This window comes from Paenibacillus sp. B01 (genome assembly GCF_009649995.1).
Lineage (GTDB): Bacteria > Bacillota > Bacilli > Paenibacillales > Paenibacillaceae > Paenibacillus_O > Paenibacillus_O pasadenensis.
This window is the reverse complement of record NZ_CP045802.1, coordinates 2649244-2674135: the sequence shown is the minus strand read 5'-3', so window position 1 is coordinate 2674135 and position 24892 is coordinate 2649244. Positions and strand designations below refer to the sequence as shown.

Genomic DNA, 24892 nt, shown 5'->3' with positions numbered 1-24892 from the left:
TTCGAATCAATATAGGCCGGACTCGCCGAATTTTTTGGCCAGCCAGTTCGTCCCCAGCACGAGGATGATGCCGACGACGGACTTGAACAGGCCGACCGCCGTGCTGTAGCTGAACGCGCCTTGCGTGATGCCCATCGCATAGACGTAGGTGTCGAACACTTCCGCGGCCGAGCGGTTGAGCGGATTCAGCATCAGATAGATCTGCTCGAAGCCGTTGTCGAGCACGCTGCCCATTCGCAGGATGAGCAGGATGACGATCGTGCTGCGGATCGCAGGCAGCGTGATGTGCCAGATCTGCTTCCAGCGGTTCGCTCCGTCGATCGTCGCCGCCTCGTACTGCTCGACATCGACAGCAGAAAGCGCTGCCAGAAAGATGATCGTTCCCCAGCCGCATTCCTTCCATATCGTCTGCAGCAGGATGATCGGCCGGAACCAGTCCGGATCGGACAAAAAGGCGATCTTCTCGCCCGTATGCTGGAGCAGCAGCTCATTGACGGGCCCTCCTTCTGTCGTCAGGAAGACGTAGGTCAGGCTCGCGACGATGACCATGGAGATGAAATGCGGGATGTAGATCATCGTCTGGACGACTCTTTTGAACAGAGCCCGCCGGACTTCGTTCAGCAGCAGCGCCAGCACGATCGGAGCGGGGAAAAAGAAGACCAGATTCAGAAAGGATAGGATGAGCGTGTTCTGCAACAGCAGGAAAAACTCCGGATTGGCGAAGAACAGGCGGAAATGCTCCAGTCCGACCCACTCGCTTTTCCAAAAGCCGGTGAACGGCTGGTAGTTCTTGAAAGCAAGCAGGATGCCCCACATCGGCACATATTTGAAGAGAGCAAAATACAGCAAGCCCGGAAGCAGCAACAAGTAAAGCCACTTGTCCCGCCGCAGCCGGATGGCAAGGGACGGCCGATAGGCCGCCTCTCCAGCCGCTTGAGGCGGCTTCCCTCGTTCTGTGGCCTGCTTCATCGTTTCTCCCACCTCCTTCTTCGCTATGATCGCATGCTCGCCTCGAGAGCGCTGGCCCTATTATGCAGAGGCGCTCGATTTTCCGGCAATGAGACATTTTTGAAGAAGGACGAAGCGCGGTGCTCGCGACGCCGGCCCAGCTTTCCCAAAAAGTGCAAGTCCGGCAAAAGAGTGGCATCCGCTCCGGCGCAGTCGCAAAAAAATCGCATCGCCAGCCGCAGCGGGCGGCGCAGACGATGGACGAATGAAAGACAAAAAAACCGCCGGTCTGCATGCATGCAGCTCGGCGGGCTTTGCCTTTTCTTTTGCTTATCCGATCTTGACGCGGATGACGTTCCAGGACGCCTTCGGCAGCGTCGCTTCGATCTTGCCTGCGTCCATCTGGGCGGCATTGCCGCCGACATGCGGCTTGACGCGGTTCGGCTCCTTCGCCGTATTCACCGCTTTCAGATCGTCGCTTTCCAGCACGATATGCTCGATGACCCGGCTCTGCTCGAAGCTGCGCAGGTCGATCTCGAACGGCAGCTCCTCGTCCAGATGGCGGTTGACGGCAAACACCGTCACCTCGCCGAGCTGCTCGTTGTAGACAGCGACCGATTCGAGGTAAGGGACGTCCGTGAAGTCCTTGGAGTCGTACTTCGGCGACTTCACCAGCGGCACGAGCACGGTGCCGCGTCCGAACACGCTCGCATGCATGTACGGATAATAGATCGTCTGCTTCCACGCCGCGCCGCCGTTCTCCGTCATGATCGGCGCGATGACGTTGACGAGCTGCGCCATGCAGGCCATCTTCACCCGGTCCGCGCGCTTCAGCAGGCTGATCAGCATGCAGCCGACGAGCAGGGCGTCTTCATGGTTGTAGATGTCCTCCAGCTGCGGAGGCGCGATCGTCCATGGCTCCAGCTTGCTGTCCTGCTCGTTGGAGTGGAACCAGACGTTCCATTCGTCGAACGACAGGTGGATCTTCTTCTTGCCGCGCTTTTTGGCCTGGATGTAGTCGCATACCGAGATGACCGTATGGATGAAGCTGTCCATGCCGACCGACTGGGCGAGGAAGTTGGCGGTGTCGCCGTCCCGATTGCCGTAGTATTGGTGAAGCGAGAGATAGTCGACGTTCTCGTAGGCCTGCTCCAGCACGGTCGCTTCCCATTCCGGATAGGTCGCCATCTGGATGCTCGAGCTGCCGCAGGCGACGAGCTCGATCGTCGGGTCCGTCCAGCGCATCACCTTCGCCGCTTCATTGGCGATGCGGCCGTATTCGTAGGCCGTCTTGCTGCCCATCTGCCACGGGCCGTCCATCTCGTTGCCGAGGCACCAGGTCTTGATCGCATGCGGCTTGGCATAGCCGTGGCTCGCGCGCAGGTCGCTCCAATAGGAGCCGGCCGGATGGTTGGCGTACTCGAGCAGGTTCCGCGCCTCGTCGGGACCGCGCGTGCCGAGGTTCACCGCCATCATTGCCTCGGTGTTGGCTTTTTTGCACCAGTCCATGAATTCGTTCAAGCCGACCCAGTTCGGCTCGACCGTGCGCCAGGCGAGATCCAGCTTGCGCGGACGCAGCTCCTTCGGCCCGACTCCGTCCTCCCAGTTGTAGCCGGAGACGAAGTTGCCGCCCGGATAACGGACGATCGGCACGTCCAGCCCTTTGACCAGCTCCAGCACGTCGCTGCGGAAGCCCTGCTCATCCGCCCCCGGATGATCCGGCTCATAGATGCCGCCGTATACGGCCCGTCCCAGATGCTCGATAAAGGAGCCGTAAATGCGCTTGTCCACCTCGCCGACTCGAAAATCCTTGTCCACGATCATCGAAGCTTTGTTTTTTGTCGTCATAACCGCTTCACCTCGTCTTCATATAAATACCGTTATTAATTAGTTAACAACTTCATGAATGAGTCACCCTTTCATTTAACCCTATTCTTTAAAAATGTTCAATATCTCGAATACAATTTATATTTTTATTAACGTTATGGAGGAGAGGGAATGCCAAAAAACCGCTGCGATCGGCCAAGGCCGAAACCAGCGGTTTCGCTCGAGGGCATGGCGGCGGCGAGACCGGCTAGCCCAGCTTTCCGTGCCGCATGACGCCGAACATGCCGGTCATCCCCTCGTGGCGGGCGAAGCCGTACGAGGTATAGAACGGCTGGATCTCGCCGCATCGGGAGAGAGGCCATCTGCCTATCCCATCCCCTCCGCCGCCTCGAGGACTCGGGCGAGTCCTTCGGCCAGCCGGCGCTCGTCGAGCAGCGAGTAGCTGAGCCGGATCCGGTCCTGCATCGCGTCCAGCGGATCGCAGATCGGTCCCGGGACGAAGGCGGCGGACAGCTCCAGGCTGCGCTCCAGCAGCCGCGAGGCCTGCATGCCCTCCGGCAGCCGCACCCACAGATTGAGTCCGCCGGCGGGACTTTCCCAGCTCCAGCCGGATGCGGACAGCGCCTGCTCCATCGCTTCCTTGCGCATCGAGACGGCGACGCGCAGCTTGGCCAGATGCTCCTGCATCCGGTGCGAAAAGAAGAACGACTGGAACAGCTTCTGCCCGAGCAGCGGCGTGCCGCCGTCCGCCAGCGCCTTGAGCGGACGGATCGCCGCCAGGAGCGGCGGCCTCGCCGCGAGAAAGGCGATCCGCAGCCCGGGCGCGATGTATTTGCTGTAGGAGCGCAAATAGACGACCCAGCCTTCGGTATCGTAAGCGAACAACGGCGCAGGCGGCGGCTCGTGGAAATAAAGGTCCGAGTAGGCCTCGTCCTCGATGAGGATGCAGCGGTAGCGCTCGGCCAGCTCGAGCAGCGCCTTGCGCTGCCGGACCGGCACGGTGTAGCCCGTCGGATTGTGATACGTCGGGTTGAGGTAGAACAGCTTGGGCCGCTCCGCGGCCATAAGCTTTTCGACCCTATCTAGGTCATAGCCGTCCGGACGGATCTCGACCGGCAGCATGCGGACGCCGAGCTGGCGCAGCATGTCGATGGCCGGACTGTAGGTCGGCCGCTCGATCAAGGCTTTGTCGCCCGGCTGCAAAAGCGCCCGGAAGGCCAGATCCATCCCTTGCTGGGCGCCGGTCGTCACCATCAGCTCCTCGGCCGACAGCTCCAGCCGCCGGTCCTGCATATAGCCCGCCATCGCCTCCCTCAGCTCCCCGTCACCCATGACCGTGGAGTACGTGCTGAGCAGCAGCGGCTGGCTCGCGATGACCTCCTGAGCGTGCCGGGCGAGGAAACGGTTCGGCAGCAGCGTCGGATCGAGCAGCGCCTCGGACATCCGGTAGCGAACCGCCCGCCGATGGATGTCCGACAGCCGGCTCTCGGCTCCGTAGGCCGTTCCCGCGCCATAGCTCCAGCGGACGCCGCTGCCCGCCGCCTCGCCGGCAGGCACTTCCGCGCGGACGTAATAGCCGCTCCGATAGCTCGCTTCGAGCAGTCCCTCCTCCTCCAGCAGCCGGTAGCCTTTGAGCACGGTCAAGCGATGCACGCCGAGCTCCTCCGCCATCGCCCTCACCGACGGAATCTTTTCTCCCGCCGCCCAGCGGCCATGACGGAGCCCGCTGCGCAGCGCCTCCTCCACTCTCTTTCCTTTGGAGCCGATTCCATCGGCCGTCCACGCAGGACGCATCCGCCATCCCTCCCGATCTCCGCCTTCATCTGTTCTACTATTGCTCCATCTGGTCGGTTTGTCAATCGTATGATGGTGGCCAAAAGGAGGCTTTTCCTCATGGTCGTTCTGCTCTACTCTCTCATGTGCGCCATCTTCGGCACGACCTTTCTCGTCATCAAGCTCGGCGTGGATGCCGGACTGCCGCCGCTTTTGTCGGCCAGCCTCCGGTTTTTCGCCGCCGGCGCGCTGCTGCTGCTCGGGCTGCGCCTGCGCGGCAAGCCTTCCTTCGGCCTGCTCGCGCGCAAGGAAACCTGGCTTATCGGCTGCGGCAGCACGTTCGTCACGTTCGCGACGCTCTACTGGGCGGAGCAGCATCTCGACTCCGGCACGGCCGCCGTCCTGTCGGCCACCGCGCCGATCGCGGTCCTCCTGCTGCAGTCCGTCTTCTGGAAAAAGCGCTCGACGAAGCTGGAGCGGCGCGGCGCGCTCGTCAGCTTCGCCGGCGTCGTCGTCCTGCTGCTGCCGAGCTTGGCGGCGGTCCATCCGGACCGGCTCTGGCTGCTCTCGGCCGCGCTCGTGCTGCTCGGACAGATCGGGTATGCCTCCGGCAGCCTGCTGCAGCGCCGGCTGCTGACGAAGGAGCCGGCTCTGTCTCCGATCGCGCTCAATGGTGGCCAGATGCTGGCCGGCGGCGCCGGCATGGCGCTGCTGTCCCTGCTCACGGAGCGGATCGATCCGTCCGCCGTCGAGCCGCTGCCGGCGCTTGCCTCGCTGCTTTATCTGATCGTCATCGGCTCGATGCTCGGCCACAGCCTGTTCGCTTGGCTGATCCGCGCGACGAACGCCTTTTTCCCGTCCACCTGGCTCTACATCTCGCCGGCGCTGGCGCTCGGGCTCGGAGCCGCGCTGTACGGCGAGCGGCTGAGCGGCTTCACCGCCGCAGGCTCCTTGATCGTCCTGGCCGGCATCGTGCTGCTGCGGCTCCCGGAGCTGAAGTCCCAGCTGCTCGCGGCCAAGAAGAGAAGCCGGGAAGCGGCATGAGTCCGACCGCCAAAGCGAAAAGCCCTCCTCGGGATCATCCGGGGGGGCTTTGCGGCGGCAGCGAGCCGCGATATTCCGAAGCCTTCAATGATTTTCCGCTCCAGCTGTGCATCCAAGCTACATCTGGATCCGGATCCCGACCTTCCCGTCCTCGACGACGACGGGGTACGACTTCACCCGGACGCGCTCGCTGAACAGCGAGCGGCCGGACTTGATGTCGAACTCCCAGCCATGCCAAGGACAGCGGACGATCTCGCCGTCGCGGTCATAGCGGTAGCAGTACACGTCCGACGGAGCGTTCGTGCCGCCCACGCGGCCGGCAAGCATCGGCGCGCCTTGATGCGGGCAGTAGTTGTTCAGCGCATAAAAGCCGTCCTGCAGCCGGTAGACGACGAGCTCCCGCTCGCCGACCGCGACGAGCCGGGCTTCGCCGACGGCCAGCTCCTCCTCGCGGAGGACGACATGCACGGTCATTGGCTTCCCTCCTCCCTCGCCGGTCATCCAAGCCGGTACAGCTGGCGCGCGTTGTCGTAGAACACCTTGCGCCTCGCCTCGGGCTTCAGCTTGCGCAGGATCTTGTCCGGCGCGTCGAAGTCCCAATGCGGATAGTCGCTGGAGTAGAGCAGCATGTTCTCGGCATCCATCATGTTGAACAGATCGGCCAGATGCTGCGGGTTGTCCGGCTCCTCGATCGGCTGCGTCGTCAGATAGCAGTGGTCGCGGACGTACTCGCTCGGCAGGCGCGTCAGCCAAGGCACCGTCGAGCGGAGCGCCTTGTAGTTCTTGTCGAGCCGCCACAGCAGCGGAGCGAGCCAGGCGACGCCGCCTTCGACGAGCACGAGCTTCAGGCTCGGAAACTTGACGAAGACGCCCTCGCAGACGAAGCTGACGAGATGGGCCATGAACATCTGCGACAGATTCGTATGCCACTCGAGATAGCGGCTCGGATAGCCGGCCGCCGTCGGAGCCGTCGACAGTCCCCCGCCCTCCGCGCCCGGATGGACGGCCAGCGGCAGTCCCGCCCGCTCGCAGGCCGCGTAGATCGGGTGGTAATAGCGCTGGCCGAGCGGAAATCTCGCGGCGCTGGAGATGATGACCTCGACGAAGCCGGGATGGCCGGCGAGACGGTCGATCTCGCGCGCGGCCAGCTCCGGATCGAGCGTCGAGACGGCGATCGCCGCCTTGAAGCTCGGATGCTTGCCGAGCCACTCGTGCGCGACATAATCGTTGTACGCGCTGCAAATGGCGGCGGCATAATCGGGATCATGGGTCGTCGAGATGTTGTAGACGACGCCGGTGAGGACGGCCGCCTCGACCTGAAAAGGCTCGATCAGCTGCTCGACGATCAGCTCAGGCACGGAGCCGGCGCGCGCGCCGTTCGGCGGCAGCGCGTCCTTGCGCATGACGCCGACCGGCGACCAGTAGCCCGACATCGCGTAGCCGATGCCGGAGCCCGCCACGCGCGAGCGCCACGGCTCGGGCAGATAGGGCAGCAGCGCCCGGTCCTCCTGCTCGTTGTGGATGTCGGCGTCGATGATCGGATAGGCTGCGTTCGCGGCCATCGCTCAGCCTCCTCCGTAGGTGCGGTCGTAGGCGGTCTGGTACATGGCGAGCAGCTCGTCGGCGCCGAGCTTCTTGAGCTGGTCCGTGAACTGGGCGAACGCCTCGTCGGTCATCGGCGTCTTGCCGGTGATGAACTCGGTCAGCTTCTGATCGATATGCTTGGTCAGGTTCGTCAGCTTGGACTTCTCGAGCTCCAGCTCCTCCTGCGTCTTGACGATCTGCTTGGGCGCCGGCACGATGAACGAGGCGTACGACTCGTTGATCGCCTTGGCCTGGTCGCTCAAGCCTGCCTCCCACGCGGCGCGGGACTTGGCGTTGTTGAGCGTGATCATGTCGTACCAGACGCCCCAGTCCTTGCGCAGCGTCGTGAACGGCGACGGGCCGAAGTCCTTGTTGTACACCGGCGCTCCGTCCGCCAGCTCATACGTCTTGCCCTCGATGCCGAGCGACAGGTAGTCGCTCCCCTCTTCTCCGGCGAGATAGTCGAGGAACTTGACCGCACGCTCCTTGTCCTTGACCTTGGCGGAGATCGCCCGGCCGACCGCGCCGACGACCGGACGCGAGAACTGGTACGGCTTGACGCCGTCCGCGGCGAACATCGGCATCGCCCCGAGCTCGAACGAGGCCGTGCCGGCCTGCTTGCCTTTGTCGATCAGCGTCTCGCGGTCGGCTTTCCAGAAATACGTGACGCTGGATTGACCCCGCAGCAGCCGCTCCTCCCACTGCGCCGGCGTCAGGATCGCATACTCGGGATCGAGCAGCTTCTCGGCGTACAGCTTGTTCAGGAACCGGATCATCTCCTTGTAGCCGTCGCGATACGGAGCGAACGCGTAGTCGCCCGATTCGGGGTCGAGGTTGAAATAGCCCTCGATGCCGGTGAACATGCGTCCGAACACCGTATACAGGCCGGTGTCGCCCGTGATCGCGCTCGTGATGAGCGGATAGCTGTTCGGCTCCTTTTCCTTGAGCGACTTCAGCAGCGCGTAGAACTCGTCCAGCGTGCCCGGCGCCTGAAGGCCGTGCTTGTCCATGAGGTCCTTGCGCGTATACCAGATGAAGTTGAAGCCCTTGCCCTCCGCGTCGCCCTCCAGCACCGGCACCGTGTAGATGCCGCCGTCCGCTCCGGTCGCCACCGCCTTCGCCTCGGGGTACTTCTCGTAGAACGCCTTCAGGTTCGGCGCCTCGTCGAGATAGTCGGCGAGGTTGAGGAACACCTTTTCCGGGCCGTTCTCGCGGCCCTCCTGGTTGGTCACCTGGATGAAGTCGGTCACCGTATTGGTGGCGATCATGATCTGCTTCTTCTCGGCGAGCCCTTCCTGGCTGACGATCTGGAACTCGGGCTTCACGCCCGTCTTCGCCTCGATCTCCTTGAAAATCTCCCAGTCGGACCGCACCTTGCCCTCCGGCCGGTCGTAGACGAGCCAGCTGTAGGAGATCGGTCCGTCCGTCTTCTCCTCGCCCTCTCCGCTGCAGCCGCTCAAGGCGCTTGCGGCAAGCGCCGCGGCAAGCAGCAGCGCCATGCGTGTCGAACTCGACTTCATGAATGGTTGCCCCCTTCTTGAAATAGGCTCAGCCTTTGATGCCGCCGATCATGGCGCCCTGCACGAAATACTTCTGCGTGAACGGATAGACGCACAGGATCGGCACGGTCGCCAGCATGATCATGGCGTACTTGGTCGTCTCCAGATGGGACAGGTCGCCCTCGCCCTGCACGGTCTCGCCGGCGATGAGGATGTTGCGCAGCATGAGCTGCAGCGGATAGCGTCCGCGGTCGTTCAGATAGATGAGCGCGTCGAAGAACGAATTCCACTGGTTGACGGCGCTGAACAGGCCGATCGTCACCATGACCGGCATCGAGAGCGGCATGACGATCCGCAGCAGCACCTGCAGCGGACCGCAGCCGTCGATGCGCGCGGCGTCCTCCAGCTCCTCCGGCATCGCTTCGAAAAACGTCCGCATGATGAACAGATACCAGGTGCTGATGAGCGGCGGCAGCACGATCGCCCAGATCGAGTCGAGCAGGCCGAGCTTCTGGACGACGAGGAAGGTCGGGATGATACCGCCGCTGAACAGCAGCGTGAAGGCGGCCAGCAGCAGGATCGTCCTGCGGCCCGGCAGCCAGCGCTTGGACAGCGGGTACGCCATCGCGGCGGTCGCCAGCAGCGTGAGCACGACGAAGACCGCCGTGTAGCGGATCGTATTCCAATAGCTCGTCCACAGCTCCGAACGGGCGACGAGCTGCTCGTAGGCGATCCAGGTGATGCGTCTCGGCCAGAGCAGCACCTGGCCGCTGGCGACGAGCGCGTTGTCCGAGATCGAGGCGGAGAAGACGTAGAGCATCGGATAGAGCATGACGGCGGCCAGCAGCAGCATGACGACGACGTTGAAGGCGTCGAACAGCCGCGAGGCGAGGCTTTGCTTGATTTTCACGGCAGCTTGCTCCTCCTTACCACAGACTCGTGTCCGAATGCTTCCGCACGAAGCGGTTGGCCGCGACGACGAGCACGAAGCCGATCGCCGACTGGAACAGCCCGACAGCGGTCGCGAAGCTGAAGTCGGCATCGAGGATGCCGCGGCGGTAGACGAATGTGTTGATGACGTCGGAAGTCTCGTAGTTCATCGAATTGTACAGCAGCAGGATCTTCTGGAAGCTCGCATCCATGAAGTTGCCGAGCGTGAGCACGAACAGCACGATCATGATCGGCACCATCCCGCGCAGCGTGATGTGGCGGATCTGCTGGAAGCGGCTCGCGCCGTCGATCCGGGCCGCTTCGTAGAGCGCAGGATCGATGCCGGCGATCGCCGCCATGTAGAGGATCGTGCCCCAGCCGAGCTTCTGCCAGATTTCCGAGCCGACGTAGACGGTCCGGAACCACTCCGGCATGCCGAGGAAGGCGATCGGCTCCAGGCCGAGCAGCTGCACGAGCAGCGCGTTCACGATGCCGGTCGTCGGCGACAGGAACGTGACGAGGATGCCGGCGATGACGACGGTGGACAGGAAATGCGGCATGTAGCTGATGCTCTGGATGAAGCGCCGGAAGCGGGCGCTGCGCAGCTCGTGGAACAGCACCGCGAGCAGGATCGGCAGCGGGAAATGGAAGATCAGATCATAGACGTTGAGCAGGATCGTGTTGCGGATCAGCTTCCAGGCGTCCGGCGTGTAGTAGAAGAAGTCGACGAAATGCTTGAAGCCGACCCACTTGCTGCCGAGGATGCCTCGGCCGATGGAGAAGTCCTGAAACGCGATGATGATGCCGTACATGGGAACGTACTTGAAGATGATGTAGTAAAGCACTCCCGGCAGCATGAGCAGATACAGCGCCCGATGCTTGCTCAGGGCGGCCAGCAGCCGGCTGCCTCGCGCCAAGCCGAACTCCCCCTTTCCGGTTGTCCCCTTCCGCGGCGGACTGCCGCAGCAAGAAGCTTGCCCTCAGCTTAGAGGCCGCTCGGACCGGGCGTAAAGGGACGCTTTTTTCGCTCGACGCCAGAGAGGGCGAAACCCGCGAAGCCGCATGGCAGGCCGCTTTCCGCGAAAAAAAAGCGACGCCGAAAAAATGGCGACGCGGGTTTTGACGGTCAGGAGCCGGCCGAGGAGCGGGCGGCATCGCGGTATTGGCTCGGCGTGATGCCTTCATGCTTGCGGAACACCCGGTGGAACGAGTTGCGCCCCCAGTAGCCGACCTTCTCGGCGATGTCGTCGATGCGCAGGTCGGTTCCGAGCAGCAGCTCCTTGGCCTTCTCAAGACGATATTTGGCGATGTAGTCGACGTACTTCTCCCCGATCTCATCCTTGAAGACGCGGCTGAAATAACCGGGCGACATGTCCAGCCGGGCGGCGAACTCGTCGATCGACAGCTCCTTGTCGTAATGGGCGTGGATATGGGTCATGATCTCGCCGAGCCGGGTCGGACGGGAAACGGGGTCCGGCGCGTCCTGCCCGACGAGCTGCCGATGCGCCTGGCGCAGCCACTGCCGGAACTCCGCCTCGCTCCAGCAGCGCTCCAGCCCGGCGAGCAGCCGCTCGGCCGCGGCGGGATCGCCGGTCTCGGCGGAGGGCAGCAGCCGCTGCCAGGCGCGCAGCGTGTCGCCGCACCACTCCCGGAGCCGCGCGCAGGAGGCGCCTGCAGCGGCCAGCTTGGCGGCGCCGTCCAGCGAGCTCTCCAGCATCGCCCGGCGGTCGCCCGTCCGCCTGCGGTTGAAGACGACCGCCAGCTCCTGCGCGCTCAGCAGAGCGGGCGGCTCGGCCGCGGCCTGGCTGCGCGCGGGCGCCGCGCAGACGGCGATCGGCTCGCTGCCGACGAGCCGCTCTTCGACGGCCGCCTCGGCGGCGCGCCAGCAGGCGGCGATGCCGTCCGGCGCGTCAAAGCGGCCGCCGATGCCGATCGTCGCGCGGCCGGACGGCAGCTCCCGGCGCAGCGCGAGCCGGATCATCTCGGCCAGCTCTCCGCCGGTGACGAGCAGCAGCGGGTCATCGCCGGCGACGACCGCGATCGTATCCGCCGCCGGCCGCCCTGACAGCACTTGCGTCGGCAGCAGCGCCGCGATGCGCTCCGACAAGCTCGCCGGATCCGGCCGCGGCTCTGTGCGGGACGGGCTGTCCGGCTCATCGTGGAGGCGGATGCAGAACGCGTATCCGCATGCCGGCAGCTCCAGGCGAATGCCGAGCGTTTCGGCCTCGCCGCGCAGCTGCGCGGCATCCCGCCATTTTCCCGACAGCAGCCCTTCGAACAGCGACTGCCGCAAGGCTGGATAGCCGTCGAGCGGCGGCGGCGGATCAGACGGATGGCGCTCCGGGGCTTCGGCGAGCGGCCGGTAGATGCGCCGGCTCAGCCAGTAGGAGACGACGCTGCCGACGAGCAGGAACAGCGCCGCGAACAGCAGGATGCCGAGCCGCAGCTGGCGCGCGGGCTTCATGAGCTGGGGCAGGTCGACGAGGCTGACGATCCGGTAGCCCTCGTGGAAGCGCATCGCGGCCGCCTGCAGCACGTAATCGCCGGCCAGCTCCGTCGCGAAGCCGCCGCGGACGTCCCCGCTCGCAGAAGCCGCCAGCCCGCGCAGCTGCTCCGGCCCGACTCCGTCCGTCCGATACGAGCCGGCGATCCGCTCGCCCTCCCGATCGACGAGCGCGGTGCCGGCCGACCAGCGCTCCGGGATGTCGAGCAGGCGGAGCAGCTCCGGCTGCCGGAGGCGGACGACCAGGTACAGATCCGGCGCGGCGCTGTTGAACGGATAGCTGGCCGCCGCGGCCAGCTGGCCGGTGCCCGGCAGGATGAGGTCCATCATCATTCTTCCGCGCAGCGAGGTCAGCAGCCCGTAGCGGAGGCTGTCGTCCATCGGGTCCACGAAGCGGAAATAGTAGGACCGGTCGGTGTACAGGTCGGAATCGACGATCAGCTCGCTGCGGGCCGAGACGACAAACGCCTTTTCCGCGAGCGGATGGCCCTCCAGCCGCTGGAGCTGCTCGCGCAAGGCGAGGAGAGCTTCCGCGCGCTGCTGTTTTTTGGCGTCGGAGACGCTTGCGCCGGCGGAGGCGCCGGCGGGGCCGGAGGCTGGCGCGGCGCCCGAACTGCCGGAGGCGGTCATGCTGCCTGACGGATCGAGGAGGTCCGTCGAGAGGGAGGAGAGCGTGGCGATCATCGCCGTCTGCAGCGTCTCGAAGGACGCCTCGGTCTTTTCCGAGGCGCGGGCGAGCAGCAGCTCGTTCCGCTTCTCGGCGTCGTCCGTTATGAGCTGGAGCACGAGCATCTGCACGAGCGCGGCGGCGGCAAGCACGGGCACGAGGATGAGCAGCAGATAGACGGCGAAATGCCGGCGGAACAAAGAGGCTTTGAAAGAGGGCATGCGGGTCGACAGGTCCATCGTTCTCACCACCTGGGAAAGGGTCGGCAAGCAGGCATGCGGGATTGAGGCGCGACATGACGCGGCCGCGGCCGCGTCTGTCCTTCGCGGGGGAATCTAGGTAAAAGTATAGACAAGCCGTAATTTAATATCAACAATATGTTAAGTTTATGAAAATAAAAATCAAAAACTCTCCCGGCTCCGCTTCCCGCCTGTCGTCGGATGCTTCGTGCGTCTCGTAAAGCTATGGAACGCAAAGACGGCCATTCTCTGAGAATGGCCGTCTTTGCTGCCGCGCGCTTCAGTCGCGGAACTTCTTCAGAAACTGCACGGCAGCGGCGATATCCTGCTCCGGCTGGCCGCCGACCTCGCGCTCGATCGTCAAGTAGCCGCTGTAGCCGATGTCCTGCAGCGCCTGCAGGTAGCTCGGCCAGTCGACGCCGCCCTCGCCGAGCGGCACCTCGCGGAAGTCCTCGCCCTGCTCGGCCGCCTCGGCGATCTTCTCGTGGCTCATCGCTTCGAAATCGAAGCCGAGCATGCCGTACACCTTGCGCGGATCGACCTCGTCCTTCAGCTTGATGCCGTCCTTGGCATGCGTATGCACGATGTAGCGGCCGAGCGTGCGTACGCCCTGCACCGGATCGTCCCCTGTCACCATGACCATGTTCGCCGGATCGAAGTTGACGGACAGGCCGTCCGTGCTGAGCTTGTCGAGGAAAGCCTTCAGATGCGCCGCGCGCTCCGGCCCCGTCTCGATGGCGAAGTAGGCGCCTCGGCTCGTCGCGTACGAGCTGATCTCCTCGCAGGCTTCCTGCATCGCCGCGTAGATGTCGCTCTGCTCGTCATCGGGCACGATGCCGATATGCGTCGTGACAATATGGCAGCCGAGATCGAGCGCCAGGTCGAGGATGCGCTTCGACTTCTCGATTTTCCAGCCGTTCTCCTGCCGATCCTGAAAGCCGTGTCCGCCCAGATCGCCGACGAGCGCGGAAATTTCCAGGCCGAGCGAGCCGATATAGTCGCGCAGCTCGCGGCGCGCGGCCGCGTCGAGCCCGTCCGGATCCATTTCGCCGGATACGGCATAGATCTGCACGCCGTCCGCGCCGACCTCCTTCGCCTTGCGCAGCCCCTCGCGCACGCCGACCTGGAAGCTGTCGACGATGACGCCGATCGGATTGTTGATGCCCATGACGATCCCGCTCCTTTGCCCTTTTGTTCAGGCCCCCGCGAAGGCAGGCCGCTTGCTCCTCATTGTAAAGGCTGTCCGGCAAGCGGAGCTAGAACAGCGATGCGGCCGAGTTGGACATTTGTGCGGCGGGCTTCCTCAGCCGACCGCCACCCATTCTCCGCGGCGGTCGGCCGAGGCGATCTCGGCGGCGACGATGCGGATCGTCGCCTTGGTGCTCTCGGGATCCGCTTCCTCGATCGGGGCGCCTGCCAGCAGCCGCTCGACGAAATAGCGGAGCTCGTAGTAGTATCCCTCTCCGGGAGCCAGCGCCGCCTCGTAGCCTGGCGCGCCGTCCGGATTGACCCGCAGCCTGCCGCCGGCGAGCTGGACGTTTCCGCGCTCGAACGTCACGCGGAAGCCCATTTCGAAGCCGTAATCGCCGTTGAGCGTCCAGTCGACCTGGGCATGCACGATGCGCGGATCGGCATACCGGTAATGCGTCGAGACGATGTCGTAGCCGCTGCCGGGAATGACGTTCAGGCCGACGGCCGACACCGCCTCCGGCTTGCCGAACAGCCAGTTGACGACGTCCGCGTCATGGACGTGCATGTCGAGGATCGCGCCCCCGCCCTTGTCCTTGTCGAGCACCCACGGTCCCCAGCTCGGCGTGCCGCCGCCCCGGTAAAAGGAAGCGTACGTCACCTCGCCGAGAACGCGGGCGTCGATCAGCCGCTTCAGCTCGACATAGGCCGGCCAGAAGCGCAGGCATTGCCCGATCATGAGCGACCGGTCCGCAGCGGCTGCCGCCCCGATCATCGCCTCGCATTCCGCCTCGTCCATCGCCATCGGCTTCTCGCACAGCACATGCAGGCCCGCCTGCAGGCACTGGATCGTCACGTCCTTATGCAGGTAGGTCGGCAGCGTGATGTCCACCGCATCCAGCTGTTCGCGGGCCAGCATGTCGGCGACCGACTCGTAGGCCGCATACGCGCTCAGATCGGTGACGCTGCCGCCCGCGGCCAGATTGCCGCCGCTCCCCTCGCCGCGCAGCTTGGCCGGATCCGCGTCGCAGATCGCGGCGATCTGCACGGCGACTCCTTCCCGCTCCAGCTGCCGGTAGTTCTCCAAATGCGCCTTGCCCATGAAGCCCATGCCGATGAGGCCGATCCGGATCATGACCGCACGCTCCTTCCGAGGATGGCGTCCATCGCCGCCGACGTATTGAAGACGATCTGCTCGCCATGATGCGCATAGGACGGGATCATCTCCGCCGTCACGTAGCTGTCGTACCCGATCGCTTCCAGCTCGCGCACGACCGCCGGGTAGTCGACGTCCCCGGCCAGCAGGTCCACGAAGCCGTGCAGGCCGCCGGCGGCGCGCCGGTAGTCCTTGAAGTGGACCTTCTTGATGCGCTTGCCGAGGATCGGGATCCAGTGCTCCGGATAGCCCCCGTGCAGGGCGTTGCCGACGTCGAAATAGCTGCCGACCGCCGGCGAGCCGACGGCGTCGATGAAGTCCCTCATTTCCAGCGGCGACAGCAGGAACTTGTTCCACACGTTCTCGATGCCGATGCTCACGCCCAGCCGCTCGGCATCGCCGGCCACCTCCCGCAGCGCCTCCAGCGCGCGCTCGTAGGCGACGTCGTAGCGGACGGCCGGAGCGTCCGGCAGGAAGTCGACGCCGACCGCCCCCGGCACGATCAGAATCGTATCGACCTCCAGCAAGGCGGCAAACTCCAGCTGCCGGCGGACGATCGCCTTCGCCTTGGCGCGCGTCTCGCCGTCGCCGCTCGTAAACGGATACGACCAGTACAAGCCGCTGGCCAGGCTGGCGATCTCGATGCCGATGTCCCGCGCCAGCTTCGCATGGGCCTCGATCTGCTGCGGCGTGCTTTCCAGGCTGAGCTCTCCCGTCTCCTCCAGCGCCAGCTCGATGCCGTCGAAGCCGGCCTCCTTGGCGAGCCTCAGGCTTCGTTCCACCGTCGTTCCCGCGGGAAACGACCAGGCGTTGATTCCTTTTTTCATCGTCTCGCTCCTCCTTCAGGCATGATGGCCATCCGCCATCGCCATCCGCCATCAGTATAGCTCTCCCGGAGTCCGTCCGCTTTGCCATCAGCGCCGCCGGATTTGCATTTTTGTGGTAAGATGGGAGCACAACCTGCGCCATGGAAAGGAGCGGTCGAGCTGGAGTTCCATCCGCTGACGCTGAGGCAGGAGCTGGCCGTCGAGCAGCTCATTTCCTTCCACTATTTCGAATATCCGAAGGGCTATCTGTTCGAGGGAGAGTCGCATGACTTCTGGGAGCTGCTCTATGTGGACAAAGGCGAGGTCGAGGTCCGCGCCGACGACCGCCTGCTCCGCTTGAGCCAAGGCAGCATCGTCTTCCACAAGCCCGGCGAGTTCCATACCGTCCGGGTCGGCGAGGAGCATCGGCCGCCGAACCTGATCGTCGTCGCCTTCGTCTGCCGCAGCCCGCTCATGGACCGCCTGCGGGACTGGACCGCCGCGCTGGAGGACGGAGAACGGGCGTGGCTGTCGATGCTGCTGCGCGAAGGCTTCGCGAGCTTTCAGCCTCCCTACCACAACCCGCTCGTGCATGAGCTGCGCCGCGCGCCGGACGCGCCTCCGGGGTCGGAGCAGCTGCTGCGCCTGTCGCTGGAGCTGCTGCTGCTCAGCCAGATCCGCAAGAGCGGCGATCCGTTGCGCCAGGGGGGCGCGCCCGCGATCCAGCCGCTGCCGTCGGAAGGCGCGGACGCGATGGAGCGGCTGGAGGCGTTCGTCGCCGAGCGCATCGGGCTCGGCGAGACTCCGACGCTCGACGACCTGTGCCGCGCCGCCCATCTCGGCCGCAGCCGGCTGCGCGAGCTGACGCAGCAGCATGTCGGGACCGGGCCGATGGAGCTCGTGCGCCGGCTGCGGCTCGACGCAGCCAAGTCGATGATCCGCGAGCGGCGCTACAGCCTCACCGAGATCGCCGACCGTCTCGGCTACTCGAGCCTCCACTACTTCTCGCGCGACTTCAAGCGCCTGACCGGCATGGCGCCGTCCGAGTACGGACGCACCGCCCTGGCCGCCGCAGGCCTGCTCGCGCAGCCGGGACCGGCGAAGCTCTGACCTTGGAAAGGAGCAATCGGAATGGGACCTCATTTTTGGAGAGCCTACGGCATCTGGATTTTTCCCGCCTTCGTGCTGATCGTGCTCGCCGCCGGGTGGCTGAACGGAGATAGGGCATCGACAAAAGAAACGTTCGAATGGCTGACCGACTACGCGGCGCCATGGATCATCATCGTGCTGCTGCTCGTGCTCATCCGCCGTCTGCCTCGGCGCTGAGCCATGCTGAAACGAAGCCCGCCTCCAGCTGGAGGCGGGCTTCGTTTTTCAGTTGCGAATGGAACCGGCTCTATTCCGCCGGAGGCGTGAACGAGCGGTTCGCGAACTCGGCGTCCAGCATGTAGAAGGCGTTGCTGTCGGACTCGATCCGCTTGAGCTTTTGGATGATGCCGTCGAAGAGGGCTTCCTCCTCTACCTGCTCGTCGATGAACCACTTCAGGAAGTAGATCGTCGCGTGCTCGCGCTCGTCGAGCGCCAGGTCGGCCAGATGGTAGAAGTTTTTCGTATTCTGCTGCTCGTGCCGGTAGCCGTGCTCGAATACGTCCAGCATCGAATCGTACTCGTTCTTCGGCTCGCGCAGAGCCTGCAGCGTGGCGCGGCGGCCGCGGTCGTTGAGGAACTTGTAGATCTTCATCGCATGGAAGCGCTCCTCCTCGGCCTGAACGAGGAAAAAGTTGGAGAAGCCCTCCAGGCTTTGGCCGGAGCAGTACGCCGCCATGGCGAGATACACATGGGCGGAGTAGAACTCGAAGTTCATCTGGTCGTTGAGCGAAGCGGCTAGCTGGTCATTCATCGGAATTCCTCCTTGGATGCGGATAGGGCTAGTTTCGGCGCTCCTTCTCGACCCGCTCCAGCACGCGCCGGGCCAGCTTCTTGGGCTTGCCGGCCTGCACGACGCGGCCCTTGACGACGGCGAAGCAGCGCTCGCGGCACAGCCGGCAGCTGCCGAGGCAGGGCGACTTGCGCAGCTCGATGCCGGGCTCGTCCTTGAGCCTGCGGTAGGCGGGCTTGGACAGGAGCTTCAGGTTGCGCCGGCAAAACCGGATCTTCACTTGGCTCCGCCGCGGAACTTGCGGCTGTGGACGCGCGCTTCCTCCGGCGTGGTGACCCGATTGCGGCCCCATTCCAGCAGGATGCGGTCGATATAGGTGAAATGCAGCTTGCCCGCGAACACGGCCTCGCGCAGCGCGAAGCGGATCAGCTCGTCGCTGTAGCGGTCCTGGTCCAGCCACATGCTGATGCGCTCGCACTCCATCGGGGAGAGCGGACGGCCGAATTCCTGCTCGAACACCGAGAACAGGTCCGTCGCGGCGGCAGCGGCAGCCGGACGCGGACTCGGCGCCGCCGATGCGGAGACGGACGCGGAACGGTCCGCCTCCGCCGTCCACTCGGCCGCGCGCTCCAGCCAGCCCTGCCAGTTGTAGCGCTCGTAGCGGATGCCGCTGACGCTGTCGAGCGTCTCGTCGATGCGCAGGAAGCCTTCCTTCATGAGGCGGCCGAGCTGCTGCTGCACCGAGCGCGGCGAGATGCCGAGGCGCGTGGCAAGCTCCTCCGGCGTCGGAAAGTCATTGCGCTCCGTATCGCGGAACGCCATCAGCTGCAGCAGCAGCATGAAGTCCGCGTCTCCGAGCCCCAGCTCGCGATAGGAGCGGAGCAGCAGCGCCGGCAGGAAGACGCCTCCCTCGCCCATGACACGGGCGAGCGCCTCGGCATGGGCGCCGCTGCCGCTGACGCTGCTGCCCCGGTCGCCAGGCCGCATCAAGGATACAGCCGGTAGAGCGTGCGCGGGAACGCGATCGTCTCGCGCACATGCTCCAGCCCGCAGATCCAGGCGACCGTCCGCTCCAGGCCGAGGCCGAAGCCGGAATGCGGCACGGTGCCGTACGTGCGCAGGTCCATGTACCATTGGTACGCCTCGAGCGGCAGGTTATGCTCCTCGAAGCGCTGCGCCATCAGCTCCGGGTCGTCGATCCGCTGCGAGCCGCCGATGATCTCGCCATAGCCTTCCGGCGCGATCATGTCGGCGCACAGCACGACCTCCGGACGGTTCGGGTCCGGCTTCATGTAGAACGACTTGATCGAGGCCGGATAATGCGTGATGAACACCGGACGGTCATGCGCCTGGGCGATCGCCGTCTCGTGCGGAGCGCCGAAGTCCTCTCCCCACGGCACTTCGAAGCCGTTGCTGTTGAGGAAGTCGATCGCCTCGTCGTACGTGATGCGAGGGAACGGCGCCTGGATCGCCTCCAGCTTGGAGATGTCGCGCTCCAGCGTCGTCAGCTCCGGACGGCAGTTGTTCACGACGCTCTGGACGACATGGGCGACGAACTGCTCCTGGATGCGCAGCGACTGCTCGAGGTCGACGAACGCCATTTCCGGCTCGATCATCCAGAACTCGATCAGATGGCGGCGCGTCTTGGACTTCTCGGCGCGGAACGTCGGGCCGAAGCTGTACACCTTGCCGAGCGCCATCGCCGCCGCTTCCATGTACAGCTGTCCGCTTTGCGTCAGGTAGGCGTCCTCGTCGAAATATTTCGTATGGAACAGGTTCGTCGTGCCTTCCGCCGACGTCGGCGTGAGGATCGGCGGATCGACCTGCGTGAAGCCGTTCGTATCGAAGTATTCATTGACCGCGCGCTTGATCTCGGCGCGGATCGTCAGCACGGCGCGCTGCTTGGGCGAGCGCAGCCACAGATGGCGGTGGTCCATCAGGAAGTCGACGCCATGCTCCTTGGGCGTGATCGGGTATTCCTGGGTCACCTGGATAATCTCGATGCCTTCGACGACGAGCTCGTAGCCGGACGGGCTGCGCGGCTCCTCCTTGACGAGGCCGGTCACGTACAGGGAGCTTTCCTGCGTCAGCTTGCCCGCCTGCTCCCAGGTGTCCTCGCTCACCTCGGTCTTGGCGACGACGCCCTGGATGAAGCCGGTGCCGTCCCGCAGCTGCAGGAAGGCGATCTTGCCGCTGGAGCGCTTGCGCTGCAGCCATGCGCCGATGCGCACGCTTTGGCCGACATGGCCGGATACTTCTCGGATGGTGACGAGGGAATCATTCATAATGGCGGTTGGCCCCTTTCGTGTGGATGGATCTGAAATGGATCAGGCCTGCTCCGCTCCGCGCTGACGGGCCAGCTTGAACGTGTCGCGGGCGATGAGCAGCTCCTCGTTGGTCGGCACGACCATGACGGCCACGGACGAGTCCGGCGTCGAGATGACCCGCGCCTCCTTGCTGCGCTGGGCGTTGAGCTCCTTGTCCAGCTTGATGCCGAGGAACGTCAGGCCGTCGCACACATGCTCGCGCAGGACGACGGAGTTCTCGCCGACGCCGGCCGTGAACAGCAGCACGTCGATGCCGTTCATCGCCGCCGCATAGGCGCCGATGTACTTTTTGACCCGGTAGGCGTACATCTCGAAGGCGAGCTTCGCGTTTTTGTCGCCGTCGAACATCGCCTCCGTGATCTCGCGCATGTCGCTGCTGAGCCCGGAGATGGCGAGCAGGCCGCTATGCTTGTTGAGCATCGAGTTGACCTCGGAAAGGGTCAGGTCTTCCTTGTTCATCGTGTACGGCACGATCGCCGGATCGAGATCGCCGCTGCGCGTGCCCATCATGAGGCCCTCGAGCGGCGTCATGCCCATGCTCGTGTCGAACGACTTGCCGTGCAGGATCGCCGTCGCGCTCGCGCCGTTGCCGATATGGCAGCTGACGAGCTTGAGCTCCTCCAGCGGACGGCCAAGCACCTCGGCGGCGCGCTCGCTGACGTAGGCGTGGCTCGTCCCGTGGAAGCCGTAGCGGCGGATCGCATGGCGCTTGTACAGCACCATCGGCACCGGATACAGGTACGACTGCTGCGGCATCGTCTGATGGAACGCCGTGTCGAACACGACGGCCTGCGTGACGCCCGGCAGCACCGCCTCGACGGCCGTGATGCCCATCATATGGGCCGGGTTATGCAGCGGCGCCAGGTCGAACAGCTTGCGGATCTCCAGCTTCGTCTCCGGCGTGACGACGGCGGATTCCTTGAACGCCTCGCCGCCGTGCACGACGCGGTGGCCGACGGCGTCGATCTCCTGCACCGAGCTCAGCACGCCGTGCTCGGGATGGGTGAGCATGTCCAGCACGCGCTTGATCGCGCTCGTATGCTCCAGGATCTCGTCGACGATCCGCACCTCGGGACGGCCCTCCGGCTCATGGGTGACGATCGAGGAGTCCATGCCGATCCGCTCGACGCGCCCGCTCGCGAGCACGGACTCGTCCTTCATGTCGTAAAGCTGGTACTTCAGCGAGCTGCTGCCCGCATTGATGACGAGAATGTTCATACGCGGTCACCGTCCTCATCGTAAGTGAAGAAGCCCGCGCCGCTCTTGACGCCGAGCTGTCCGCCCCGCACCATCTTCTTGAGAATGAACGACGGGCGGTATTTCAGCTCGCCGTACTCGCGGAACATCGACTCCAGCGCGGCATGCACGGAGTCGAGGCCGAAGCGGTCGGCCATCTCGAACGGTCCGTGCTGGAACGAGTAGCCGATCCGCATCGCGCTGTCGATGTCGTCGACCGACGCGACGCCCTCCTCGAGGATGTGCAGCGCCTCGTTGATGAACAGGCAGATGAGCCGCGTCGTGATGAAGCCCGGCGACTCGAACACCATGACGCCCTTCTTGTCGATCACCTGCTCGACGAAGCCCTTGGTCGACTTGAACGTCGCGTCCGACGTGCGCAGGCCGCGCACGATCTCAACGAGATCGACCTTGAACACCGGATAGACGAAGTGCATGCCGATGACGCGCTCCGGATGCGCCGCCGCGCTCGCCAGCTCCGTCAGCGACAGCGTCGACGTATTGCTCGCGAGGATGACGTCCGGCGGGCAGGCGCGGTCCGCCGCGGCGATGATCGCCTTCTTGCGCTCCAGGTCCTCGGTGATCGTCTCTATGATGAGCTCGCATTGGGAGAAGTCGCTCATGTCCGACACTCCGTGGATGCGGTTCAGGATCAGCTTCTTCTCCGCCTGCGTCAGCGCCCATTTCTCGATCTGCTTGTCCAGGCTGATCTCGATGCTGCGAAGTCCCTGCTCCAGCTTGGCCGGCGTAAGCTCCATGAGGAATACGTCCATGCCTTTGTACGCAAGCATTTCGGCGATGCTCTGGCCCATCGTGCCGGCACCGATGACACCGATCTTTCTAAAATTCACAGTAGGTCCGCTCCAATCTGAAAAGCCTCTATTCTCTCTAAAGCCGCCCCTTATTATACCTTTCCAAGGGGCTGCTGCACAATGTTCCCGAATCTGTATTTTGCACAATCCGGTGACCGAAAATCCGCGCCGCTGCTGGATTTTTATGCGTCAGCGCGGCGATGGGAAGTCACAGATCCGCCCTAATCGGACCCGGTCTGGCGCATTCCTGGCCGCATCGCTCGGCCGCTGCCCGAGCGCCTCCCCAGACAGCATAAAAGACGGGCCGGCGGCCCGTCTGTGATGGATGTATCCATAGGTCAAGCGACGTTGCCGACGGCTCAGGCGCCGACGAGCTGCTCCTCGCGCAGCAGCTCGCGGAACTGCTCGCCGCCAAGCGTCTCTTTTTCGATCAGGATGGCGAGGCTATGCTCGAACAGAGGGCGGCGCGAGCCGAGCAGCTCCTTGGTGCGCGCCATCAGCCCCTCCAGCACCCCGCCGGTAATCTGCGCCCAGCGGTCCGGCGTCAGCATCCGGTCCTCGACGATGCCGGCCTCGGTGAGCCCGCACTCGACCATCGTGCGCACGATGCTCAGCGCCTGGTCGAAGTCGCCCTTGGAGCCCGTGCTGCGCCCGCCGTAGAACATCTCCTCTGCGGCGGCGCCGGCAAGCGCGATCATGATCTGCGACTCCAGGTAGTCCTTCGTGTAGAGGTAATGGTCCTGCGCGGGATTGTGGCGCACGTAGCCGAGCGCCCCTCCGCGCGGCGAGAGCGCGACCTGCGACACGCTGCCCGGACGCACCAGCTCGGCGGCGATGGCATGTCCGAGCTCGTGGATCGCGACCCGCTCCCGCTCCTCCTTGGTGGACTCGCGGTCCGTCTTCTCGCCCATCATCACCTTGTCGATCGCCATCGACAGATGCTCCTGGCGCACGGACTCGCTGCTCTCGCGCATCGCATAGATCGCCGCCTCGTTCAGCACGCTCTCCAGCTGCGCGCCGGAGAAGCCGAACGACTCCTCGGCGATCTTGTCGAGGCTGACCGCCTCGTCGAGCGGTTTGTTCTTGGCATGGATGGTTAAGATATGAAGACGGCCTTTTTTGTCCGGCAGCTCGACGCCGATATGGCGGTCGAAGCGGCCCGGACGCAGCAAGGCGGAGTCGAGCATCTCCTTGCGGTTAGTCGCCGCCATGATGAGGATGCGCGGGGCGTCGTTCGTATGGATGCCGTCCATCTCGGTCAGCAGCTGGTTGAGCGTCTGGTCGTACTCGCGGTGCTGGCCGCCGTCGCGCTTGCCGCCGATGACGTCGATCTCGTCGATGAAGATGACGGCGTTTTTCTTGCCGGCCTTCTGCGCTTTTTTGCGCGCGTCCTTGAACAGGTCGCGGATGCGGCCCGCGCCGACGCCGACGTACATCTCGACGAACTCGCTGCCCGAGGCGGCGAGATAGACCGAATCCGTATACTGCGCCGCCGCCTTGGCCATCAGCGTCTTGCCGGTGCCCGGAGGGCCGGTGAGCAGGATGCCCTTGAGCGGACGGATGCCGAGCTTGCTGATCTCCTCATGCTTGACCAGAAAGTCGAGCGCCTCGATCAGCTCGACCTTGGCGCGGTCCTGGCCGCCGATATCGTCGAAGGAAAAAGGCTTGGACGTCTTGACCGTCGCGTCCCGCCTGCCGCCTGCCGCCGCGAGCTGCCCCTTGGAGCGCAGCGCGAAGAACAGCACGCCGACGAGCGACAGGGCAAGCAGCAGCGGCACGACATTGACGCCGCGGAACAGCAGAAAGGCCAGCAGAGCGGTCAAAAAGCCGGCGCCGATCTCGGCGCTGTACTTAGGCATTGGGCCATACCCCCATCGTCTCGCCCGCGCGGGGCATAATGACATACTTCGTATCCGTGCCGTACTCCAGCGTCACATAAACGTTCGCCTGATCCATGGAAGACTTCGCCCGAAGTCCTTCATGGCTTTTTTGCATGGCCGCCAGCGCGTCGGGGATGCGGGAGTACTCCCGGTTCTCCATCGCTTCGGCGATCGTGAACAGCTGGCTCGACCAGATCTCCTCCAGCTTCGGACTCGTCGGCCCGTCGACCTGCAGCACCAGCTTGCGGGAGCCGATGACCGAGGCGCCTTGACGCGAGATCTGCTCATATATGGTTCGAAGGTCGGCTCCGCCGTTCAGCGTGAGCTTGACCGTGACGACATCCTGGCTAAGGGAGGGTTGGGCGGATGACACGCCCGGCAGCGCTTGTACGGCTTTGCTGAGCGGACGTTCGACAGCGGTCTGCTGATAGGCGTACCAGCCTCCGAACAGCAGCGCGGCCGACACGGCGACAGTGGCGAGAAAAGGCAGCAGCCTCCATTTGATCAAAGCAAAAAGCCCCCTTTAGGATCGAAGCGGCCAGCGGACTGGCCGTCCTCATGCGTATTCGCGCCTTGTGATGGCTTCTAGTATAT

23 protein-coding genes are annotated in these 24892 nt (G+C 64.5%); 3 read left to right on the top strand and 20 right to left on the bottom strand.

Annotation, left to right across the window (positions count from 1 at the left end):
- Positions 1–6: 6 nt before the first annotated feature.
- From GE073_RS11600 to GE073_RS11590, 3 genes are all read right to left on the bottom strand, one after another.
- Positions 7–969, bottom strand: coding sequence for an ABC transporter permease (locus GE073_RS11600; protein ID WP_153783489.1), 963 nt, complete (start codon positions 967–969; stop codon positions 7–9).
- A 309-nt stretch (positions 970–1278) separates the two neighbouring features.
- Positions 1279–2796, bottom strand: coding sequence for an arabinosylfuranosidase ArfA (locus GE073_RS11595; RefSeq protein WP_153783488.1), 1518 nt, complete (start codon positions 2794–2796; stop codon positions 1279–1281).
- Between the two features lie 345 nt (positions 2797–3141).
- The gene (locus tag GE073_RS11590) at positions 3142–4569 is read right to left on the bottom strand and encodes an aminotransferase-like domain-containing protein (protein ID WP_153783487.1); all 1428 of its coding nucleotides are present in this window, start codon (positions 4567–4569) and stop codon (positions 3142–3144) included.
- A 99-nt stretch (positions 4570–4668) separates the two neighbouring features.
- Here GE073_RS11590 and GE073_RS11585 point away from each other — a divergent pair, with 99 nt between their 5' ends.
- Positions 4669–5592, top strand: coding sequence for a DMT family transporter (locus tag GE073_RS11585; RefSeq protein WP_153783486.1), 924 nt, complete (start codon positions 4669–4671; stop codon positions 5590–5592).
- Between the two features lie 117 nt (positions 5593–5709).
- Here the strand turns inward: GE073_RS11585 and GE073_RS11580 are convergent, their stop codons facing one another.
- The 9 genes from GE073_RS11580 to GE073_RS11540 all read right to left on the bottom strand — a co-directional run bounded on the left by GE073_RS11580 (position 5710) and on the right by GE073_RS11540 (position 16185).
- Positions 5710–6066 carry a Rieske (2Fe-2S) protein gene (locus GE073_RS11580; protein ID WP_153783485.1) on the bottom strand — a complete coding sequence of 119 codons (357 nt, stop codon included), beginning with the start codon at positions 6064–6066 and terminating at the stop codon, positions 5710–5712.
- Between the two features lie 23 nt (positions 6067–6089).
- The gene (locus GE073_RS11575) at positions 6090–7154 is read right to left on the bottom strand and encodes an amidohydrolase family protein (RefSeq protein WP_153783484.1); all 1065 of its coding nucleotides are present in this window, start codon (positions 7152–7154) and stop codon (positions 6090–6092) included.
- A gap of 3 nt (positions 7155–7157) precedes the next feature.
- On the bottom strand, positions 7158–8696 hold the full coding sequence (locus GE073_RS11570; RefSeq protein WP_028599717.1) for an extracellular solute-binding protein: 1539 nt from the start codon (positions 8694–8696) through the stop codon (positions 7158–7160).
- A gap of 28 nt (positions 8697–8724) precedes the next feature.
- The gene (locus GE073_RS11565) at positions 8725–9585 is read right to left on the bottom strand and encodes a carbohydrate ABC transporter permease (protein WP_028599718.1); all 861 of its coding nucleotides are present in this window, start codon (positions 9583–9585) and stop codon (positions 8725–8727) included.
- Between the two features lie 16 nt (positions 9586–9601).
- A complete protein-coding gene (locus tag GE073_RS11560) occupies positions 9602–10462 on the bottom strand; it encodes an ABC transporter permease (protein WP_101809465.1) in 861 nt (286 codons plus the stop codon).
- A gap of 269 nt (positions 10463–10731) precedes the next feature.
- The gene (locus GE073_RS11555; protein WP_153783483.1) at positions 10732–13014 is read right to left on the bottom strand and encodes a helix-turn-helix transcriptional regulator; all 2283 of its coding nucleotides are present in this window, start codon (positions 13012–13014) and stop codon (positions 10732–10734) included.
- A gap of 280 nt (positions 13015–13294) precedes the next feature.
- Positions 13295–14182, bottom strand: a complete 888-nt coding sequence (locus GE073_RS11550; RefSeq protein WP_101809074.1) for a sugar phosphate isomerase/epimerase family protein — start codon at positions 14180–14182, stop codon at positions 13295–13297.
- 135 nt (positions 14183–14317) lie between these two features.
- Positions 14318–15337 (bottom strand): Gfo/Idh/MocA family protein, encoded by a 1020-nt coding sequence (locus GE073_RS11545; protein WP_153783482.1) that lies wholly within the window; start codon positions 15335–15337, stop codon positions 14318–14320.
- Positions 15334–16185, bottom strand: coding sequence for a sugar phosphate isomerase/epimerase family protein (locus GE073_RS11540; RefSeq protein WP_101809072.1), 852 nt, complete (start codon positions 16183–16185; stop codon positions 15334–15336). The genes GE073_RS11545 and GE073_RS11540 overlap by 4 nt, the downstream gene beginning before the upstream one ends.
- Positions 16186–16305: 120 nt before the next feature.
- Between GE073_RS11540 and GE073_RS11535 the strand changes: the two genes are divergently transcribed.
- Both GE073_RS11535 and GE073_RS11530 read left to right on the top strand, forming a co-directional pair.
- Positions 16306–17274, top strand: a complete 969-nt coding sequence (locus GE073_RS11535; RefSeq protein WP_101809071.1) for an AraC family transcriptional regulator — start codon at positions 16306–16308, stop codon at positions 17272–17274.
- A 21-nt stretch (positions 17275–17295) separates the two neighbouring features.
- Entirely contained in the window at positions 17296–17490 is a 195-nt protein-coding gene (locus GE073_RS11530; protein WP_101809070.1) for a hypothetical protein, read from the top strand.
- Between the two features lie 70 nt (positions 17491–17560).
- Here GE073_RS11530 and GE073_RS11525 read toward each other — a convergent pair whose 3' ends face one another.
- The 8 genes from GE073_RS11525 to GE073_RS11490 all read right to left on the bottom strand — a co-directional run bounded on the left by GE073_RS11525 (position 17561) and on the right by GE073_RS11490 (position 24806).
- Positions 17561–18064 (bottom strand): ferritin, encoded by a 504-nt coding sequence (locus GE073_RS11525; protein ID WP_101809069.1) that lies wholly within the window; start codon positions 18062–18064, stop codon positions 17561–17563.
- A gap of 28 nt (positions 18065–18092) precedes the next feature.
- Complete coding sequence (locus GE073_RS11520; RefSeq protein WP_101809068.1) at positions 18093–18323, bottom strand: DUF1450 domain-containing protein; 231 nt, start codon at positions 18321–18323, stop codon at positions 18093–18095.
- Positions 18320–19030, bottom strand: coding sequence for a DnaD domain-containing protein (locus GE073_RS11515; protein ID WP_101809067.1), 711 nt, complete (start codon positions 19028–19030; stop codon positions 18320–18322). The genes GE073_RS11520 and GE073_RS11515 overlap by 4 nt, the downstream gene beginning before the upstream one ends.
- A complete protein-coding gene (gene asnS, locus GE073_RS11510) occupies positions 19030–20328 on the bottom strand; it encodes an asparagine--tRNA ligase (RefSeq protein ID WP_101809066.1) in 1299 nt (432 codons plus the stop codon). The genes GE073_RS11515 and asnS overlap by 1 nt, the downstream gene beginning before the upstream one ends.
- 42 nt (positions 20329–20370) lie before the next feature.
- On the bottom strand, positions 20371–21588 hold the full coding sequence (locus GE073_RS11505; RefSeq protein WP_101809065.1) for an acetate kinase: 1218 nt from the start codon (positions 21586–21588) through the stop codon (positions 20371–20373).
- Complete coding sequence (locus GE073_RS11500) at positions 21585–22457, bottom strand: 3-hydroxyacyl-CoA dehydrogenase family protein (protein ID WP_028599730.1); 873 nt, start codon at positions 22455–22457, stop codon at positions 21585–21587. Before GE073_RS11500 ends, GE073_RS11505 begins: the two co-directional genes overlap by 4 nt.
- 320 nt (positions 22458–22777) lie before the next feature.
- A complete protein-coding gene (locus GE073_RS11495; RefSeq protein ID WP_028599731.1) occupies positions 22778–24277 on the bottom strand; it encodes an AAA family ATPase in 1500 nt (499 codons plus the stop codon).
- A complete protein-coding gene (locus GE073_RS11490) occupies positions 24270–24806 on the bottom strand; it encodes a hypothetical protein (RefSeq protein ID WP_153783481.1) in 537 nt (178 codons plus the stop codon). The genes GE073_RS11495 and GE073_RS11490 overlap by 8 nt, the downstream gene beginning before the upstream one ends.
- Between the last annotated feature and the right edge of the window lie 86 nt (positions 24807–24892).

Bases quoted from the DNA above. Each gene is read 5' to 3' on its own strand.
- GE073_RS11575 (WP_153783484.1), bottom strand. From the start codon at position 7,154: ATGGCCGCGAACGCAGCCTATCCGATCATCGACGCCGACATCCACAAC.
- GE073_RS11550 (WP_101809074.1), bottom strand. From the start codon at position 14,182: ATGGGCATCAACAATCCGATCGGCGTCATCGTCGACAGCTTCCAGGTC.
- GE073_RS11495 (WP_028599731.1), bottom strand. From the start codon at position 24,277: ATGCCTAAGTACAGCGCCGAGATCGGCGCCGGCTTTTTGACCGCTCTG.
- GE073_RS11560 (WP_101809465.1), bottom strand. From the start codon at position 10,462: ATGCTGCCGGGAGTGCTTTACTACATCATCTTCAAGTACGTTCCCATG.
- GE073_RS11590 (WP_153783487.1), bottom strand. From the start codon at position 4,569: ATGCGTCCTGCGTGGACGGCCGATGGAATCGGCTCCAAAGGAAAGAGA.
- GE073_RS11600 (WP_153783489.1), bottom strand. From the start codon at position 969: ATGAAGCAGGCCACAGAACGAGGGAAGCCGCCTCAAGCGGCTGGAGAG.
- GE073_RS11505 (WP_101809065.1), bottom strand. From the start codon at position 21,588: ATGAACATTCTCGTCATCAATGCGGGCAGCAGCTCGCTGAAGTACCAG.
- GE073_RS11515 (WP_101809067.1), bottom strand. From the start codon at position 19,030: ATGCGGCCTGGCGACCGGGGCAGCAGCGTCAGCGGCAGCGGCGCCCAT.
- asnS (WP_101809066.1), bottom strand. From the start codon at position 20,328: ATGAATGATTCCCTCGTCACCATCCGAGAAGTATCCGGCCATGTCGGC.
- GE073_RS11525 (WP_101809069.1), bottom strand. From the start codon at position 18,064: ATGAATGACCAGCTAGCCGCTTCGCTCAACGACCAGATGAACTTCGAG.
- GE073_RS11595 (WP_153783488.1), bottom strand. From the start codon at position 2,796: ATGACGACAAAAAACAAAGCTTCGATGATCGTGGACAAGGATTTTCGA.
- GE073_RS11545 (WP_153783482.1), bottom strand. From the start codon at position 15,337: ATGATCCGGATCGGCCTCATCGGCATGGGCTTCATGGGCAAGGCGCAT.
- GE073_RS11580 (WP_153783485.1), bottom strand. From the start codon at position 6,066: ATGACCGTGCATGTCGTCCTCCGCGAGGAGGAGCTGGCCGTCGGCGAA.
- GE073_RS11530 (WP_101809070.1), top strand. From the start codon at position 17,296: ATGGGACCTCATTTTTGGAGAGCCTACGGCATCTGGATTTTTCCCGCC.
- GE073_RS11540 (WP_101809072.1), bottom strand. From the start codon at position 16,185: ATGAAAAAAGGAATCAACGCCTGGTCGTTTCCCGCGGGAACGACGGTG.
- GE073_RS11535 (WP_101809071.1), top strand. From the start codon at position 16,306: ATGGGAGCACAACCTGCGCCATGGAAAGGAGCGGTCGAGCTGGAGTTC.
- GE073_RS11585 (WP_153783486.1), top strand. From the start codon at position 4,669: ATGGTCGTTCTGCTCTACTCTCTCATGTGCGCCATCTTCGGCACGACC.
- GE073_RS11570 (WP_028599717.1), bottom strand. From the start codon at position 8,696: ATGAAGTCGAGTTCGACACGCATGGCGCTGCTGCTTGCCGCGGCGCTT.
- GE073_RS11555 (WP_153783483.1), bottom strand. From the start codon at position 13,014: ATGGACCTGTCGACCCGCATGCCCTCTTTCAAAGCCTCTTTGTTCCGC.